Source organism: Glaciecola sp. MF2-115 (assembly GCF_047250385.1).
Classification (GTDB): domain Bacteria; phylum Pseudomonadota; class Gammaproteobacteria; order Enterobacterales; family Alteromonadaceae; genus Glaciecola.
Window position 1 is genome coordinate 184,206 of record NZ_JBLBVM010000053.1, and the last position, 16,003, is coordinate 200,208.

At 41.9% G+C, this 16,003-nt stretch carries 14 protein-coding genes; 5 read left to right on the forward strand and 9 right to left on the reverse strand.

The features are described 5' to 3' along the window. Nucleotides 1-162 precede the first annotated feature (162 nt). The 4 genes from ACKLNX_RS11750 to xseA form a co-directional block, all read right to left on the reverse strand. Complete coding sequence (locus ACKLNX_RS11750; RefSeq protein WP_412972493.1) at nucleotides 163-1,266, reverse strand: AI-2E family transporter; 1,104 nt, start codon at nucleotides 1,264-1,266, stop codon at nucleotides 163-165. 96 nt (nucleotides 1,267-1,362) lie between these two features. Next, on the reverse strand, nucleotides 1,363-3,189 hold the full coding sequence (locus tag ACKLNX_RS11755; RefSeq protein WP_412972521.1) for a M2 family metallopeptidase: 1,827 nt from the start codon (nucleotides 3,187-3,189) through the stop codon (nucleotides 1,363-1,365). Between the two features lie 220 nt (nucleotides 3,190-3,409). After that, a complete protein-coding gene (locus ACKLNX_RS11760; RefSeq protein ID WP_412972494.1) occupies nucleotides 3,410-4,627 on the reverse strand; it encodes a hypothetical protein in 1,218 nt (405 codons plus the stop codon). Between the two features lie 243 nt (nucleotides 4,628-4,870). Continuing rightward, nucleotides 4,871-6,214 (reverse strand): exodeoxyribonuclease VII large subunit, encoded by a 1,344-nt coding sequence (xseA, locus tag ACKLNX_RS11765; RefSeq protein ID WP_412972495.1) that lies wholly within the window; start codon nucleotides 6,212-6,214, stop codon nucleotides 4,871-4,873. A 103-nt stretch (nucleotides 6,215-6,317) separates the two neighbouring features. On the opposite strand from xseA, the gene guaB reads away from it, so the two are divergent. From guaB to ACKLNX_RS11790, 5 genes are all read left to right on the forward strand, one after another. Then, nucleotides 6,318-7,787: an IMP dehydrogenase gene (gene guaB, locus ACKLNX_RS11770; protein WP_411694931.1), complete on the forward strand. Its 1,470-nt coding sequence runs from the start codon at nucleotides 6,318-6,320 to the stop codon at nucleotides 7,785-7,787. A gap of 99 nt (nucleotides 7,788-7,886) precedes the next feature. Further along, nucleotides 7,887-9,464 carry a glutamine-hydrolyzing GMP synthase gene (gene guaA / locus ACKLNX_RS11775; protein WP_411694930.1) on the forward strand — a complete coding sequence of 526 codons (1,578 nt, stop codon included), beginning with the start codon at nucleotides 7,887-7,889 and terminating at the stop codon, nucleotides 9,462-9,464. A gap of 136 nt (nucleotides 9,465-9,600) precedes the next feature. Beyond that, on the forward strand, nucleotides 9,601-10,296 hold the full coding sequence (locus tag ACKLNX_RS11780; protein WP_412972496.1) for an energy transducer TonB: 696 nt from the start codon (nucleotides 9,601-9,603) through the stop codon (nucleotides 10,294-10,296). A 12-nt stretch (nucleotides 10,297-10,308) separates the two neighbouring features. After that, on the forward strand, nucleotides 10,309-10,965 hold the full coding sequence (locus ACKLNX_RS11785; protein ID WP_412972497.1) for a sigma-70 family RNA polymerase sigma factor: 657 nt from the start codon (nucleotides 10,309-10,311) through the stop codon (nucleotides 10,963-10,965). Continuing rightward, nucleotides 10,958-11,587, forward strand: a complete 630-nt coding sequence (locus ACKLNX_RS11790) for a hypothetical protein (protein WP_412972498.1) — start codon at nucleotides 10,958-10,960, stop codon at nucleotides 11,585-11,587. The genes ACKLNX_RS11785 and ACKLNX_RS11790 overlap by 8 nt, the downstream gene beginning before the upstream one ends. Before the next feature lie 83 nt (nucleotides 11,588-11,670). On the opposite strand, the gene ACKLNX_RS11795 is transcribed toward ACKLNX_RS11790, so the two are convergent. From ACKLNX_RS11795 to ACKLNX_RS11815, 5 genes are all read right to left on the reverse strand, one after another. After that, nucleotides 11,671-12,867 carry a PrnB family protein gene (locus ACKLNX_RS11795; RefSeq protein WP_412972499.1) on the reverse strand — a complete coding sequence of 399 codons (1,197 nt, stop codon included), beginning with the start codon at nucleotides 12,865-12,867 and terminating at the stop codon, nucleotides 11,671-11,673. Between the two features lie 135 nt (nucleotides 12,868-13,002). Continuing rightward, on the reverse strand, nucleotides 13,003-13,398 hold the full coding sequence (locus ACKLNX_RS11800) for an MmcQ/YjbR family DNA-binding protein (protein WP_412972500.1): 396 nt from the start codon (nucleotides 13,396-13,398) through the stop codon (nucleotides 13,003-13,005). A 51-nt stretch (nucleotides 13,399-13,449) separates the two neighbouring features. Then, nucleotides 13,450-14,022 carry an RNA methyltransferase gene (locus ACKLNX_RS11805; RefSeq protein ID WP_411694924.1) on the reverse strand — a complete coding sequence of 191 codons (573 nt, stop codon included), beginning with the start codon at nucleotides 14,020-14,022 and terminating at the stop codon, nucleotides 13,450-13,452. Between the two features lie 45 nt (nucleotides 14,023-14,067). Then, on the reverse strand, nucleotides 14,068-15,087 hold the full coding sequence (locus tag ACKLNX_RS11810; RefSeq protein WP_412972501.1) for a phospholipase A: 1,020 nt from the start codon (nucleotides 15,085-15,087) through the stop codon (nucleotides 14,068-14,070). A 50-nt stretch (nucleotides 15,088-15,137) separates the two neighbouring features. After that, nucleotides 15,138-15,992 (reverse strand): MBL fold metallo-hydrolase, encoded by an 855-nt coding sequence (locus ACKLNX_RS11815; protein ID WP_411694922.1) that lies wholly within the window; start codon nucleotides 15,990-15,992, stop codon nucleotides 15,138-15,140. Nucleotides 15,993-16,003 lie beyond the last annotated feature (11 nt).

The window sequence follows — 16,003 nt, forward strand, 5'->3', positions numbered from 1 at the left end:
CTAATACTTGGATGGACTCAATTCACTCAAGCTAACCCAGCTCAAATCAACTCTACGCTACTCAACTTTACGCTACTCAACTCAACTTTACGCTACTCAACTCTACGCTACGCATCTCAACTCAGTCTGTTTTTAGTATCGAGTGGTGATCATACATTCAATCTACCGAACCGAGCCACTCTCAATGACGCTTAAACATTGTTGCCATATCCCCAATTCGCGCAATGCGATCTTGAAGCTCACTAACATCGGCACCGCTAATAATAAACCTACCACGCCCCATAACCAGCCCCAGATTAAGAGCCAAACAATCACAATAAGAGGGTTAATTCTCATGTTTCTGCCCATCACTAAAGGCGTTATAAATTGTGATTCAAGGACGTTTATACCAAGATAAATAGAGATAGGGGCAAGGATACTGATATTAAAGCCAAATTGAACACTGGACGCTAATGCAATAATTGTAGTGCTCAATACCATGCCGACATAGGGGATGAAGTTCATCAAACCTGCAATAGCGCCCCATAAAATAGCATCCTCCAAACCAACTAAGTGCAAGCCTATCGCTGTGCATATGCCAAGGCCCAGGTTTATAAATGACATTGTTAGCACGTATCTAGATAGTTGCTTTTGAATTGACGTAATAATACGAACGGCTTTTTCTTTATTTCCATCTGTATTCAGTCCTGACAAAAAGCTTGAGTAAAGGGCAGGGGAAAATATGAGTAAAAACAATATCAGAATTATTACAGTAACAACCTGTGCCAAGAGCGCTGGCGTAGCTACAAAAACGCTTGTAATCGCATTGATTCCGCTCTCTTTTAGCTTTTCTGTCACAGCGTTAGGGTTCTTTGGGCTAGGCTCAGGCTCTTCGTCATCGCTTGTAAACCAACTAAAAAATCCACTTTCTTCTTCAGTTTTGGGTTTTAATTCTTGTTGACTGCGCTCAAACTCTTCAGTCACTGATTCAATCTGAAGCGTTAATTTCGTGGTTAATTCTGGAATAAGCTTAGCCCACTTTTGAACCGGCTCAGCTAAGTTCACAGTTAGCACTGCGAAAGGCATTAGGAAAAGGCTCAACAGAATAACCGCGGATACTACTCTAGGGACTTTCAAGCGCTTTAAAAGGTTTACGATTGGGCTTAGCATTAAGGCTATGAGGGCTGTAAATACCAAAGGTACTAACAATGACTTTGCGAAATGAAGTGTGTAGAGGATCGCAATGAAAAACAAACTGTTAAGTGCAAATTGATTTTTGGCTAGCATTCTCTTTCCAATCGTTTAATTAACAAAAAGGTCGTCTGTATTGAGACGACCTTCGCTTCTATTTAACTGCCATTTTAATTTTATGCTAAACGAGCCCTACCAGCCACAATTGCGACCTTCGTTTTGTTTATCTAGCCAAACTTTCAGTGGTGCAAAGTATGCTTCAATCGTTGAGGCATCCATATCCGGAGAACCGGTTAACGCAGTCATCGCTTCTTGCCATGGTTTACTTTGTCCCATTTCCAGCATTTCATTCAGTGCTTTACCTGCTTTTTCGCTTCCATATATTGAGCAGCGGTGAAGCGCTTCTTCACTACCTGCGATATCACATAGTGCTTGATGGAATTGGAATTGCAGAATGTGAGCTAAGAAGTAACGAGTATATGAAACATTCGCAGGAACGTGGTATTTCGCGCCCGGATCGAAAGCATCCGCTGAACGCTCAACTGGAGCGGCTACGCCTTGATATTTTTCACGAAGTTCCCACCATAGCGTGTTGTATTCTTCAGGCGTGATTTCACCTGCCAATACTTTCCAGCGCCACTGATCGACCATCAATCCAAATGGAATAAAGGCAATTTTATCTAACGCTACTTTTAACAGCATGCCAATGTCATTTGATTCATCTGGGATCTCATCAATTAAACCAATTTGTTTTAAGTAAGTTGGTGTGATCGAAAGGGCAATTGTATCACCAATGGCTTCATGGAAACCGCTATTGGCAGAACCTCTATAAAGCAATGGTTGGTCTTTGTAGGCACGTTGATAATAGTTGTGACCTAGTTCGTGGTGGATCACATTAAACTCTTCTCCGGTCTTTTGAATACACATTTTAATGCGTAAATCGTCTTTCTCATCTAAGTCCCAAGCTGAAGCATGGCACTGAACTTCTCGGCCTTCAGGTTTAGTGAACATTGAGCGTTCGTAGAAAGTATCAGGTAAAGGTTCAAAACCAAGTGATGAGAAGAAACTCTCAGCCTGTTTAACCATTTTAATTTCATCGTAACCTTGCTCAGCTAGAGCTTTCGTCACATCGGGAACATTTAATTTCTGCTCTGGTTTGACGATGTCGTATACGTTGCCCCAACTTTGCGCCCACATATTGCCAAGTAAGTGCGCAGGAATTGGCTTATCTAAAGGTACAATATCTTCACCATAGTGCTCAGATAACTCAGCTCTAACATGGCAATGCAAAGACTCATAGAAAGGCTGCACTTGGCCCCATAAACGGTCTAGTTCTTTTGGAAACTCTTCTGCAGGCATGTCGTATTTAGCACGCCACAATTCAGATGTGTTGGCATAGCCAAGCTCTTTTGCGCCCTCATTTGCAATACCAACTTGCTCTGTAAATATTTCTTTCATTGGTTTGGAAACTTCACGCCACCCCTTCCAAAACTCAAGCATAATGGCAGGGTCACGGCTAACAGCCATTTCTGCACTCATTTCAACCAATGAATAACACTCGTTTTCGCTGCGGCAATATTTTCCAGCGCCATACATGCCTGCTAAGTCTGAGCCAATGCTTGCCAGACGCTCTGCTTTTGCCGGATCTGCTGGCGGCGCAATTTCAAGACCTGATTTCAATAAATTGAGCTGTCTACGTGTATCAGCATCAACTTTTACGTCGTTAAATTTAGCCGCTTCAACTGCGTATTTTGCCCACATGACTGACAATTGCTCACCTAAATATGCATCAACTTGAGCGTTGTCATAATTGATATTTGTTGAGTAGGCCCAGGATGCATGTGATGCAGGCTTTGCTAGGCGGGTAATGTCGTGGTCAACTTTTTGCAAAAATGCTTTAGCATCTTCAGCACTCAGCTTCGCTTCGCTCATTTTATTTGTATCGGTGTTAGCTGGCGAGCAGCCTGCGCAAAGCGCAATGACCACGGAAGCTAACAGAGAAATTTTTGTTTTATTCATCATTTTATTCTTCTTTTGTGAATTTTATTTTTCTTATACAAGCATGTCTTTTGTGAGTATGTCGATTGCGAGTATCTTTGGTGCGAATATGTCTTTTACGAAAAGTTCGCTCTCTTGCGAATTGTCATACGTCGTAACTCAGTACTTTAGCGCCATTAGTTGCAAAAGTACAAACTCAAGAGCTCAGCAGGGCAATAAAGTGTTTGTAAAACTTAAGTGATTAAGGTGCGACTGAAGTTGAGCGATTGCCGGTTGGCGATTGCTCGATATGGCGCACTTGTTTCATTAGAGCTGATTCAGCAGGGACTTGAATCGCTTTAATGGCCTGAGTAATTAAACCATTCGTTATCCGTGCAGGTGCATTGATACTAAACTTTACTATTTTATCGTTTTTCACAAAAGCGTATTGAGTGGCAAAAAGCGGTTCAGAAGAAGTCTGCAGGCTCGCTTCAAATGCAAACACACGGGTGTCCTTAGCGCCTTCTAAATCGTTAAGTTCATAAACTTCTGTCATCTTTAGCGAATCTTTACCTAATGCTTTACTAAGTAAGCGAATATCCTCTTGCTCGCTTAGCAACTCATTCTTCGTTTGCACTTCAAGTGAGTCGTTGCTCTTGAGTGGATATACGTAAACATCAAACACGGCTAGTTCAAAATCCTTGTGGATATAGCGTGACAACATGCCTTTCATTGGGTCGTTGTACAAGTGTTGACGATTCAAAGCGAAATCACCAATTTGAGCAGGTACTTTGAGTTCGTTCTTGTAATCACTAGCCCCAAGAAAACGATAAAGGTAATCAGCCCCAAAAATTTCTTTTGCGTTTGCTTGTTCAATCCATTGGTGCATTAAGTGCTGGCTCGCTTGAGCAATCAATTCCTTTTCACTTTTATCGGCTTTTTCCATCGCTATTGAAAATTGAGCATCGTCTAAGGTGATGCCTCGCCAAATTGAAGATATCTCAAAGACAAGGGTTTGAAGCAATTCACTGTTTGCTTTTTTAGTTACTACTGCGCTACCAATTAACACTTCGTAATCACTATTTTCAATCGATTGAGAAATTTGCCCAGTAATATCATTATTTAGTAATGACTTTAACAACTCTGATTGAGTAACCACATTCATGCTGCAAAAGCTTACAGACTCTGATTGACAAGAAGCTTCCAGGTTTTCAGTGACATGCGCTGCGTATATATTAATTTTCGGATTGAGGTCACTATTAACTGTGCTTTCTGCATTCACAGGGGAGATTAGAAGCAGGCAAAATGCGATGGAGTAAAAACATGCGTCGAAAAAGGAAAGCATAGCGAAGCGTTTTTTGAGCTGGAGGGTCTTTTCTTGAGCGCGCTTCTGTGAGTTTCCTTGCACCGGTCGAGAAAACAATGTCTGAAACATGGTTTGCTCAGAGTGGATACTCAAACCTGTTGTCATCCTTGGCATGCGCTTTCCTTATTACTTTTAATACTTTAGCTGTGATTTCAATGAGCTAAAATTTCGAAAGATTTTTCTAGAATTCACTAAAAATTTCTTTGCGATTAATGTTAATACAAACAAGAGATTAACAGATATCAATAGAGATAAAAAGTAAATAAAGTGTAAAGAAATCAGACGCCTGAATAGACTTTTGGTGTCGCAAATGTCGCGAAGTGTGTCGTGGTATAAATGGTTTTAGTAGGGCGCTTTTTACTCAGTTTTTTCTACTTTGGCGAATACCTTACCATCGCTCACACGAGTTTCTATGACATCTCCTTTTTCGACTTGAGTGACGGAGCGAACAACTTGGTCATCTTTAAAGGCAATGCTGTAACCTCGAGATAATGTTGATAAGGGGCTTACTGAGTTCAATATGTCTGCTATGCGTTGCAATTGATATCGTTTATCAGAAAGCTGACGTTGCTGCAGAGACTGCAACTGTCGACTATATTGTTGCACCTGCTGCTGCTTTGCTTTAATCGCATTACTCGGAGAGGCATGTTGCAGACGCAGGCTTATATTTTCAGCTTTGTTCTTCGCTCTATTGAGTTTCTCGGCCATTGATTGCGACAAGCGCATACTTAAATTATCGGCATGCTGGTTCGCTTGTCGAATTTGCACGGCTGGATGCACATTCGAGAGACGGGATTCTACCAAGTGCAATTTGTATTCAATACGCTTTAAGTGTTGTTGAAATACCTGTGCTAAACGGTGTTGCTGTTGTTGTATATGTTTTTCAAGCTGGCTTTTATCGGAGCTCACCAGTTCAGCTGCTGCAGAAGGGGTTGGCGCCCGCATATCGGCGACATAGTCAGCAATAGTAACGTCAACCTCATGACCTACTGCTGAAACGATAGGAAGTGCAGATTCAGATATCGCATAAGCGACGACTTCCTCGTTAAAAGCCCACAGATCCTCTAAGGAGCCTCCGCCGCGTCCAACAATCAGTAAATCAACTTCATTGCGCTTGTTAGCAATATAGATCTGTTCAGCAACACTTTTCGCTGCAGTATCACCTTGTACTAGACTTGGGTAAATAATGACTTCAATGCTTGGGTTACGGCGTTTCAACACATTAAGTATGTCGTGAATAGCTGCGCCGGTGGGGGATGTCACTACGCCAAGGCGCTTTACATTTGTTGGAATAGCCTGTTTCGCTTCCATAGCAAACAAGCCTTCTGCCGATAATTTTGCTTTTAGGGCTTCGTAAGCTTGTTTTAACTGCCCGAGTCCCTCGGGTTCCATGTGTTCTGCTATTAACTGATAATCACCCCTCGCTTCATACAAGCTTAAGCTGCCGCGAACAACAACCTTATCGCCCGCTTTTGGTGTAAATTTGACACTTCGGTTAGCACCTTTGAACATCGCGGATTTAATCTGCGCTTTATTGTCTTTCAAAGTGAAATACCAATGACCTGAAGCTGCAGCTACAAAATTGGATAACTCACCCGACACCCATACTTGTCCAATTTCCGACTCCAACACCTGTCTTGCAAGGCGGTTTAATCGAGTTACTGAGAGAATACTGGGTTGTTTTGGTGAGCTAGAAAACATAATTCGCTTTTTTATTCATTTGTGCGCGAATTATAGTTTACCTAAATACAAAAAAACACTACAATTGCACCGCAATTAACCACTGCCTTAAGGTGTTATTTGCATGTTACGAATTGCTAAAGAAGCGTTAACTTTTGATGACGTTCTGCTTGTCCCCGGTCACTCCACCGTTTTACCCCATACTGCCGACTTAAAAACACGTCTCACACGTGATGTTACGTTGAATATGCCGTTAATTTCAGCTGCTATGGATACCGTTACTGAAGCGCGTCTTGCCATTGCCTTAGCGCAAGAAGGTGGGATTGGTTTCATTCACAAGAATATGACAGCTGAAAATCAAGCTGCGCATGTATTACAAGTGAAGAAGTATGAAAGTGGTGTTGTATCTGATCCCGTTACGGTGAGTAAAGATGCAACCATTGGTGATACTAAAGCCCTGAGCAAACAATTAGGCTACTCTGGTTTCCCTGTAGTTGACGAAGAAAATAATCTCATTGGTTTGGTGACAGGCCGTGATTTACGTTTCGAAAACCGTCTCGATCAGCCTATCAGCAAAGTGATGACGCCCAAAGACAAGCTCGTTACTGTCAAAGAAGATACGAATCCTGACGTTGTGATGGACTTAATGCATGAACACCGAATTGAAAAAATTCTAGTTGTTGATGATGCTTTCAAATTAACAGGTTTGATTACCGTTAAAGATTTCCAAAAAGCCAAGAGCAAACCCAATGCATGTAAAGATGCAAAAGGTCGTTTGCGTGTTGGCGCCGCTGTGAGTGTTGGACCCGGCACCGATGAACGCATTCAGTTATTAGTGAATGCAGGTGTTGATGTGTTATTAATTGACACCTCACATGGCCACTCGCAAGGCGTGATTGACCGTGTAGCGAAAGTACGTGGTGACTATCCAAATATTCAAATAATTGCTGGCAACGTTGCAACAGGTGAGGGCGCGAAAGCACTTGCCGATGCAGGTGTTGACGCAGTTAAAGTAGGCATCGGCCCTGGTTCAATTTGTACAACGCGAATTGTTACTGGTTGCGGTGTACCTCAAATTACTGCGGTTTCAGATGCTGTCGCAGCGCTCGAAGGCACCGGCATTCCTGTGATCGCAGATGGCGGGATTCGCTTCTCTGGTGATATCGCAAAAGCCATTGCTGCCGGAGCGAGTTGCGTGATGGTTGGCAGTATGTTGGCCGGAACAGAAGAAGCACCAGGTGAAGTTGAACTATACCAAGGTCGCTATTACAAATCATATCGAGGCATGGGCTCATTAGGTGCTATGAATCAGAGCAACGGTTCATCAGATCGCTACTTCCAAGATAGCAACAATGCCGAGAAATTGGTGCCAGAGGGCATTGAAGGGCGTGTTGCATATAAGGGGCCTATTTCAACTATTATTCACCAACAGTTAGGCGGATTGCGCTCAGCGATGGGATTAACGGGTTGTGCAAATATAGAAGAGCTACGCACAAAACCAATGTTTGTTAAAGTAACGGCAGCGGGAATGGGTGAATCTCACGTACATGATGTAAGCATTACTAAAGAAGCTCCAAATTACCGTTTAGGGTAAACCAAAGACGTTTCCAAAGGGCTGATGTCGATTATTATTCGACATTTCTCAGCCCTTTTTCATTTTTATATTTAGGTAAAACTATTTTTAGGTAAACCAATGTCTGCAAACATACATAGTCAGAAAATCCTTATCCTTGATTTTGGATCTCAATACACTCAATTGATCGCAAGACGTATCCGCGAAATCGGCGTTTATTGTGAATTATGGGCATGGGATGTGACCGAAGATCAGATCCGTAACTTTGCGCCAGACGGTATTATACTATCGGGTGGTCCAGAATCTGTGACGGAAATGGGTTCACCACGTGCACCTCAATATGTATTTAATGCTGGCGTACCTATCTTGGGTATTTGTTATGGCATGCAAACCATGGCACATCAACTAGGTGGTTCGGTTCAAGGCTCCAATATTCGTGAGTTTGGTTATGCTCAAGTAGAAGTGCTTTCTGCTTCCAATTTGTTCGACGGCATTTTGGATGAGACAAATCATAACGGAAACGCACTTCTTGATGTTTGGATGAGTCACGGTGATAAAGTGAGTAAGGTGCCTGCTAGTTTTTCGACTATCGCTCAGACACCGAGTTGCCCACATGCCGCTATGGCCAATGTAGAAAAGAATTTTTACGGTGTGCAATTTCATCCGGAAGTAACACACACAAAACAAGGCTTAGAGTTACTTAAACGCTTCGCTTTTGATATTTGTAAACTGGAAGCTTTATGGACACCGGCCTCAATTATTGAAGATGCAATTGAGCGTATCAAAGAAAAAGTAGGTGACGATGAGGTTATCTTAGGTTTATCAGGTGGCGTCGACTCATCTGTTACTGCGATGCTATTGCACCGTGCAATTGGTAAAAACTTAACCTGCGTTTTTGTTGATAACGGCTTACTTCGTTTACACGAAGGTGAGCAAGTAATGGAAATGTTTGGTGATAAATTCGGTTTGAATATCATCAAAGTAGATGCGGAAGAGCGCTTCTTAGACGCACTATCTGGCGTCGATGAGCCTGAGGCGAAACGTAAAGTTATTGGTGGCGAATTTGTTAAAGTTTTCGATGAAGAGTCGCACAAATTAGCCAACGCTAAATGGCTGGGACAAGGCACTATTTATCCTGATGTTATTGAATCAGCGGGCTCAGCAACGGGTAAAGCACATGTCATCAAGTCACATCACAACGTAGGCGGCTTGCCTGATGATATGAACATGGGCTTGGTCGAGCCATTACGTGAATTATTCAAAGATGAAGTGCGTAAAATCGGCTTAGAGCTAGGCTTGCCATACGACATGTTGTTCAGACATCCATTCCCTGGGCCAGGCTTGGGCGTGCGTGTTCTTGGCGAAATCAAAAAAGAATATTGCGACTTACTTCGTCGTGCCGATGCTATTTTCATTGAAGAGCTGCATGCTGCCGATTTATATCAAAAGGTAAGCCAAGCATTTACCGTTTTCCTACCAGTGAAATCAGTCGGTGTAATGGGTGATATGCGCAAGTATGATTGGGTTGTTTCTTTGCGAGCAGTTGAAACCATTGATTTTATGACGGCTCATTGGGCACATTTACCTTATGATTTCTTAGGGAAAGTATCCAATCGAATTATCAATGAAGTCGACGGTATCTCGCGTGTTGTTTACGATATTTCAGGTAAACCGCCAGCGACAATTGAATGGGAATAAATTAAAACTCTAGATTAATAAGTAGTTCATAAATAAATAGTTAATAAATAATTAATTTATTTTAACCCTATCTGAAATTCTCCCGCGTTAGTTCAATGACAGTAACGAAAAGGTCATAGCAAACGGGAGAATTTCTATGCAAACAAGTCATCAATCAGCAGTTAAAAGTCAGCAGCAACAATCGTCTAGTGCTAGTTCGACAGCGGGAATCAATACGCCCTCAATAGGTTTACCAAGAATAGCTGCATCCATTGCCTTAGGCGGGATCGCTACTTTTGGTATTTTTGTGCTTATGCATGAGCTCATCTCCAATAACGATGTAGAAGTAGTAAAAGTAGAGCCCATTCCTTTGATTTCATCTATTTACGAAGAAAAAGACGAAACAATTAGAAGTACTCGTCGCGAAATTGAGCCACCTCCGCCTGTGCTCACACCACCAGATGTATCACGTGATACTTTACCTATTGATCCCATTACAGGCATAGGTTTCGAGGAACCAGGCCTAACTGGTATTGAGCCGGTAACGACAGATGAGAATACGGGTATATTTAATATGGCCTCAGATGCTAGACCGATCGTTCGTATCGACCCACAATACCCAGAGAGTGCAGCTAGAGATGGTATTGAAGGTTGGGTTGAACTTAGCTTTAGCATTGATGAAAGTGGATCTGTTAGGGATGTTGTTGTCACTGACTCAGAGCCAAAGAGAACCTTTGACCGAGCGGCAAAGCGTGCCTTACAACGTTGGAAATATCAAGCAAAGAGAGAAGATGGAAAATCTGTGGTGCAAGAAGGCTTGAGTGTTATGCTAGAATTTAAGTTATCGAGCTAGCCTAGGAATTTTGTGAGCATTTCTTTGAGTTTAAAGAACCTATTTGTAGGTTCATCAGTCGCTAGAATGAGCAATGAAACGCTCATTCTGCGATACGCTGCAAAAAAGGAAAGTCACGTTCTGGCTCAGCTTTATGATAATTGTGAACGTGACCTTTACCATTTTTTACTTTCACTCACCGACAAAGAGTTAGCTCAAGAAGTGGCGCAGTTGACTTGGTTGAAAGTGATAGAAAAAACACATTTGTATCGTGACCAAGGCTCATTCAAATCTTGGCTTTTCACTATTGCTAGACGTTGTTTGATTGATGAATTTCGCAAAGCTGGGCGCTTTCAAGAGTTGTTTGAAGAGCAAACAGAAGGCACCACTTCGGAAAGCACGTCATCAAACAATTCAGGTATTTCGTCTTCAGCGCAAGAAAACAGTGCAATTCTCACGGATGTCGAACTATTGTCACAACGTGACTCTAAATCTTCCATCGTCAAGCAATTCAATATCGCACTAATTTCCTTACCCTTTTCTCAAAAAGAGGCTTTTTGTTTGCAGCAAGAAGGGTTTTCACTTGCTGAAATTAGTCAACTAACTGCTTCGGAGACAGAAACAGTGAAAAGCCGTATTCGCTATGCCAAACAAGCCTTGAAAAAACACTTGGAGAAATATCGTGACTGATCCAAAGAAAGCAGCAGATGCGAACTCAGGCACTGAAGAAGCCTTATCGGCGCTTTATAACAACGAAAAGCAAAGTCAGTCTTCTCCCAAATCTATTCGACGCAACGTGATGCTAGCGGCAAAAAAAGAAGAGTTAGCGGCAAATTCATTTTCGAATCAACTTAAACGTTGGGCAAATAGGTCAACGTCATTGCTTGCTGCCACAGCATTAGTCGCGCTTGTTGCGGTGGTGTGGGTAGGTCAGTATAAGCTCGATCAAGGTGGCTTCAATCAGGAAGCTTATACAAGTGTGCAAATTCATAGTTTCTCAATACCTGAGGAGTTGGCGAGTGATAAAATTCGTTTGCAATATGACGCAGCTTATAAAGATTTCCTGCAACAACAAGGAACTTTGAGCGCTCATCATAAAACATCCGCTACATTGAGGGTGACAGATAATGGTTGGTCATTGGCTACGTGTCGCAATGAGCTAGTGCAAATAAGCGATGAATTGCTCGCTGTGCTGAATGACATGCAGCGCATTGATAGTGAGCTACATGCCGGAGACTCTGTAGATATATTATTTGCGATGGATGGTCGCATTATTCAATTACTGAAATCGCCAGTACCGCTAAGGTGTTGAGTCTAAAAGCAGCCGGCCATAAAGCCGACCTTGGAGAGAGGATTTCAATTCGACTAGCTGCTTTTTAAATAGTTATTAGCAGCTTATGACAATCGCTCTTTCAATTGCTGAACATCTGAGAAGCGGCTAGGAATATCGTCACGCTCAGTCGCACAACGCAAATCCTTTAACTTTTCAAGTGAACGCAATAATACAGGAAGTGGTGGTCCACTTGCCGTTATTTTATTAAGTGCTTGCTGAGTTTCACTCTTAGCCATTTGAGCAATGAAGCGCTCTACCAATTGATTGTGGTGTTGACTTGCTGCGTAGCCATGCAGTTCAAGTACTTCTAAAAATAAGGCTGCATTGGTTTTAAACCAAGGGCTACTCGTTTGTTCAGCAGGTACGCTCAACAATGAGTCTAATAAGCTTTCACGTCTCATACAATCCCGCAATGTTGCTTGTTCTTCAGGCAACATAAATAAGAATTTATCGACTAAAATTTGTGAATAGTAAGGGTCATCACCTTGGCAGACGCCAAGTAGTAAATCAATAACGTTGATGCCAGCAAAATCACCTGCGTTAGCGCCTCTATATTCATTTTGGCCAACTCTATAAGGTTTGTAGTAGGGACGAACACAGTGGAAGAAACGCTCTACACTTAATTCATTGAATAAGGCATCATTGTACTTAATGACATCTTGTAAACCTTGCTTCGCTACCTGCAACATATCACCAGCGAGTGAGTGAGAAATCCCCATTGGTAGTATTTTTAATAGAGCATCGGCAGTGCGCATATAAGCTAAAATGCCACGGGTATTGTAATCAAGAAATAGTATCTCGTCTTTCAATGAGGTAAAACTCTTGTACAAACCATTGATAGCAGAATTATGCGTTGTTAAGTGGCTTGTCGAAAAGCGCGGGGTTACTCCCAATGAGGCACCTATTTGCATCGCCAAAGCAGATGCTTCGATGAGGGGCGATTTAGTTTCCCTGCTTGGCTCTGTGATTTCATGTCGGCGGCATGCTGCCATATATAAACCGACATTACCCAATAAATCAAAACCCGAATCAAAGCCTGAGTCTGTATTGCCCTCTTTCAATAGCTCAGCAATATAAGCTCGACCTGTTTCAGTCAATTCTTCGGTTAAAGGTTTGGTAATATAAGTTTGGAAGTTAACATCGCTGCGATCACTCTGGGCAAAGTAAATTTCTTCTAATTGCGTGTTGAGTTGTTTGAAATCGTTTCTGATCCATCGATCAAAGTTTTTTACGGCAGCAGTTTGCTTGTTATAACGCATAAGGTCTCCTGAGTTGCGCCGCGGTTGCCATAGGTAAAATGAATGACCGCGCTCAGCGCCTATTTTTGAATTTAATGAAACTGGCGGTATAAAAACACAACCAATTTAAAAAAAGAAGTTTTATATTAGATTAGACTACAAATGCAACAAAATAGAGGCTTGCTCTTTCTTCGTCATTTTACTGACCACTAACATATAAGAATTATCAATCATGCGCTCAACTTCGCCTTGAGGTATTGAGCCGTCGAGAATGATGGTATTCCATTGTGCCTTGTTCATATGATATCCAGGGATCACAGATGGGAAAATATCTCGCAATATCATGGCTTCGTCAGGATCACATTTCAAATTCATGCAGTAATGACCTGCCATTTTGCTATCTGTGCCCTTTTCGTTGCCGCTGCCTAAGGCTAGTGTTGCGAACATTTTACCTTTCACTTTGAACACACTCACGTCAGCACCAAAGGGATAATCCAGTGACGTTTCTAATTTATGCAGCATGTAATCTTGATAGTGACGATGGTCGCTCATTTGTTACCTCAGCATGATCTAGTTCACAATTGAAAAATATAAGAGTTTTTACTAGTTGTCGATTTTAATATTATTATTGTTATCACGACTCTTTTTAATCAATTCATTTCCAGCTGAGTAATCACTTTTTGCCATGCGGTCATACAACACTACATTTGCAGTTGCTGCTAAGTTCATGCTGTTGCGGGTGGGAATATATACAACGTGGTCACAAGCTTTGACTATATCTTCAGGCACAGAAGCATCTTCAGGACCGAAAATATAGAAAGCGTTCTCAGGATGCTCAAACTCAGGCAGTGGTATTGCCCCTTCAACTAGTTCGATAACGACTTTGCTTGCCCCTTTAGGAGCAATGCTTAAGAGATCGTCAACACCGATAGTTGGAATGATGTGGCGCATACGTTTGGTGTCAGCATTAAAATCTTTAGCATAGCCAAACCGTTGACCTGTATAAAAGACGGCACTCGCACCATAGCAACCGCAAGCACGGAGTATGGATGCAACATTAGTGGCAGACTTTGGGTTTACAAGACCTAAACTTACCAAACCATGCCCAGTCCAGCGTTTAAAATCAGAATGACTTTCTTCTGGATTGACTAAGTCGATTGTATTCGAATATTTCATAAATTGTGTTTCTATTATTCAGCAATCAGCAAAGATCAAAATTACTTAAAATAATTTTAATTGAATGCCAAGGCCAATGCGCTGTTGATGTCTGTTGTAATCAATGAGCGAGTCACCGTAACCATTGAAGTACTGTAACAACCAGTCATATCTTTTATTAATAGGGTAAGTCAAATTCAGTTCAATGCTTCCACGGTTCTTGTCAAAGGAGAGGTTGTTCGTTATTTTGGCTAAAATATTTACCTTGCCAAAATCGAAGCCATAGCCAAACTCAGCGCGACCGATATAGTCTGTGATATCTGGATTGTCGTCACCTGTTGGATCTAGCTCGAACGCTTTATCTTCCTCCGGTAATCTGACCCAAGTTTTGACGTAGTAAAATGAGTTGATGTCACTAAAAATAGCCGTCGCATATATTCGGTTCCAGCTTCTTGATTTGAGGCCACTTTGTCCATTTGATTGATGGTTCAAACCAATATTAAACTGATTAAACCGATACCCGAGAATATCCCAGTCCGTTTGCCATTGGTAATATACTTCTGGCTCATAATTATTTTCTCGAAACGGTTTTGAGGTTTCATCATTATATACTTGCCAAAACGAGACTAATGTCATTCCGAAGAACACGCCACTAGCATCATCATCTTGCAGATATAGAGGCATATTCACACTAATTTGGTATTTCGCCTCGAATTTATCTATGGTTTCTTCCGTTAAACCATCAACACTGATTGGATTCGGTGCTTTTATATAAGTAGCCGGCAACAGGTAGTTTTGTCTGTATTGCGAGATCGAAAATGGATTTACGTTCGATTCTTTAACGCTTTTTACACGTTTGTCGAGAATAGAGACTGTGGTTTGCTTACTATCATTGGCCTCTCTGACTACTTGTTTTACAGACATTAGTAAGCCAGGGTCGTTTATTGGTGGGGGAGTGTTATCTTGCTTAGGTTTTTGCGTAGCTTCCTGAATCGTCTCTTTATTAGCTTCTTGAGCGAGTAAGAGGTTTGTAAAAGTGAGACTATAAACAAGTGAACAAAGAAGTGATGTACGAACTAGATTCAAACGGAAGGCCTTTTCGGATTTATTTTTCCGAAATGATACACTGAAATTGCTTACAGTACGATGGTTTGGCCTTCTCTAGCGCCAAAACAAATCAAATCCATGCCACCTTGTTCAATAACCGAGTTGCAATGAGCGATAATTTCGTCGATATCATCGTCAGTTCGTTCAGGATCGTGACTGTAGAGTGCGAGTTGTTTCACATTACAGGCCATGGCCAATTTGACTGCTTCTTCAGCAACACTATGGCCCCAACCTGATTTTGCTGGCATGTCAGACACTAAATATTGAGCGTCGTGAATTAAAATATCAGCACCTTTCGCAAATTGCACAAACTCCATAAAATCAGTTTGTTTTCGGTATGGAGGATATAACTCATTGTCCGTGATATACGCTAACTTATGCCCATTCTCTTTGATGGTATAACAACTGCCACCGCCAGGATGATTCATCTTCAATCGTCCAACAAGTGCATTACTAACGTACCATTCATCATCCTCATCTTTATCTGCTGGAACAGCACGAGGTTCGACTCTTATTGACGCTGCAAGATCATTTTTATGCACAGGGAAGTAAGAACCTGTCATTTGATCTAAAACGGCCTCTGGTTGCTTCAAGTCAGTGAGTCCAGGCGTGATAATAATGTCGCGATTTGGTTGGTATATAGGAATGAAGAAGGGGAATCCTTGGATATGATCCCAATGATTGTGACTCAGAAGAATATACACAGGTGTTTTTTTGCCTGCTAATTTTTTGCCGAGTTCGCGTATACCAGTTCCTGCATCCAGCACGATATCAGTAGCATCGTCGAGTTCGACATGCACACATGCAGTGTTGCCACCATAACGCACGAATTCGGCGCCGGGTGCTGGGGTAGAGCCGCGAACTCCACAAAAAGTGATCTTCATAAGCTGATCTT

Coding starts and splice junctions, on each gene's coding strand:
- ACKLNX_RS11750 (WP_412972493.1), bottom strand. CDS start 1,266: ATGCTAGCCAAAAATCAATTTGCACTTAACAGTTTGTTTTTCATTGCG.
- ACKLNX_RS11755 (WP_412972521.1), bottom strand. CDS start 3,189: ATGAATAAAACAAAAATTTCTCTGTTAGCTTCCGTGGTCATTGCGCTT.
- ACKLNX_RS11760 (WP_412972494.1), bottom strand. CDS start 4,627: ATGCCAAGGATGACAACAGGTTTGAGTATCCACTCTGAGCAAACCATG.
- xseA (WP_412972495.1), bottom strand. CDS start 6,214: ATGTTTTCTAGCTCACCAAAACAACCCAGTATTCTCTCAGTAACTCGA.
- guaB (WP_411694931.1), top strand. CDS start 6,318: ATGTTACGAATTGCTAAAGAAGCGTTAACTTTTGATGACGTTCTGCTT.
- guaA (WP_411694930.1), top strand. CDS start 7,887: ATGTCTGCAAACATACATAGTCAGAAAATCCTTATCCTTGATTTTGGA.
- ACKLNX_RS11780 (WP_412972496.1), top strand. CDS start 9,601: ATGCAAACAAGTCATCAATCAGCAGTTAAAAGTCAGCAGCAACAATCG.
- ACKLNX_RS11795 (WP_412972499.1), bottom strand. CDS start 12,867: ATGCGTTATAACAAGCAAACTGCTGCCGTAAAAAACTTTGATCGATGG.
- ACKLNX_RS11800 (WP_412972500.1), bottom strand. CDS start 13,398: ATGAGCGACCATCGTCACTATCAAGATTACATGCTGCATAAATTAGAA.
- ACKLNX_RS11805 (WP_411694924.1), bottom strand. CDS start 14,022: ATGAAATATTCGAATACAATCGACTTAGTCAATCCAGAAGAAAGTCAT.
- ACKLNX_RS11815 (WP_411694922.1), bottom strand. CDS start 15,992: ATGAAGATCACTTTTTGTGGAGTTCGCGGCTCTACCCCAGCACCCGGC.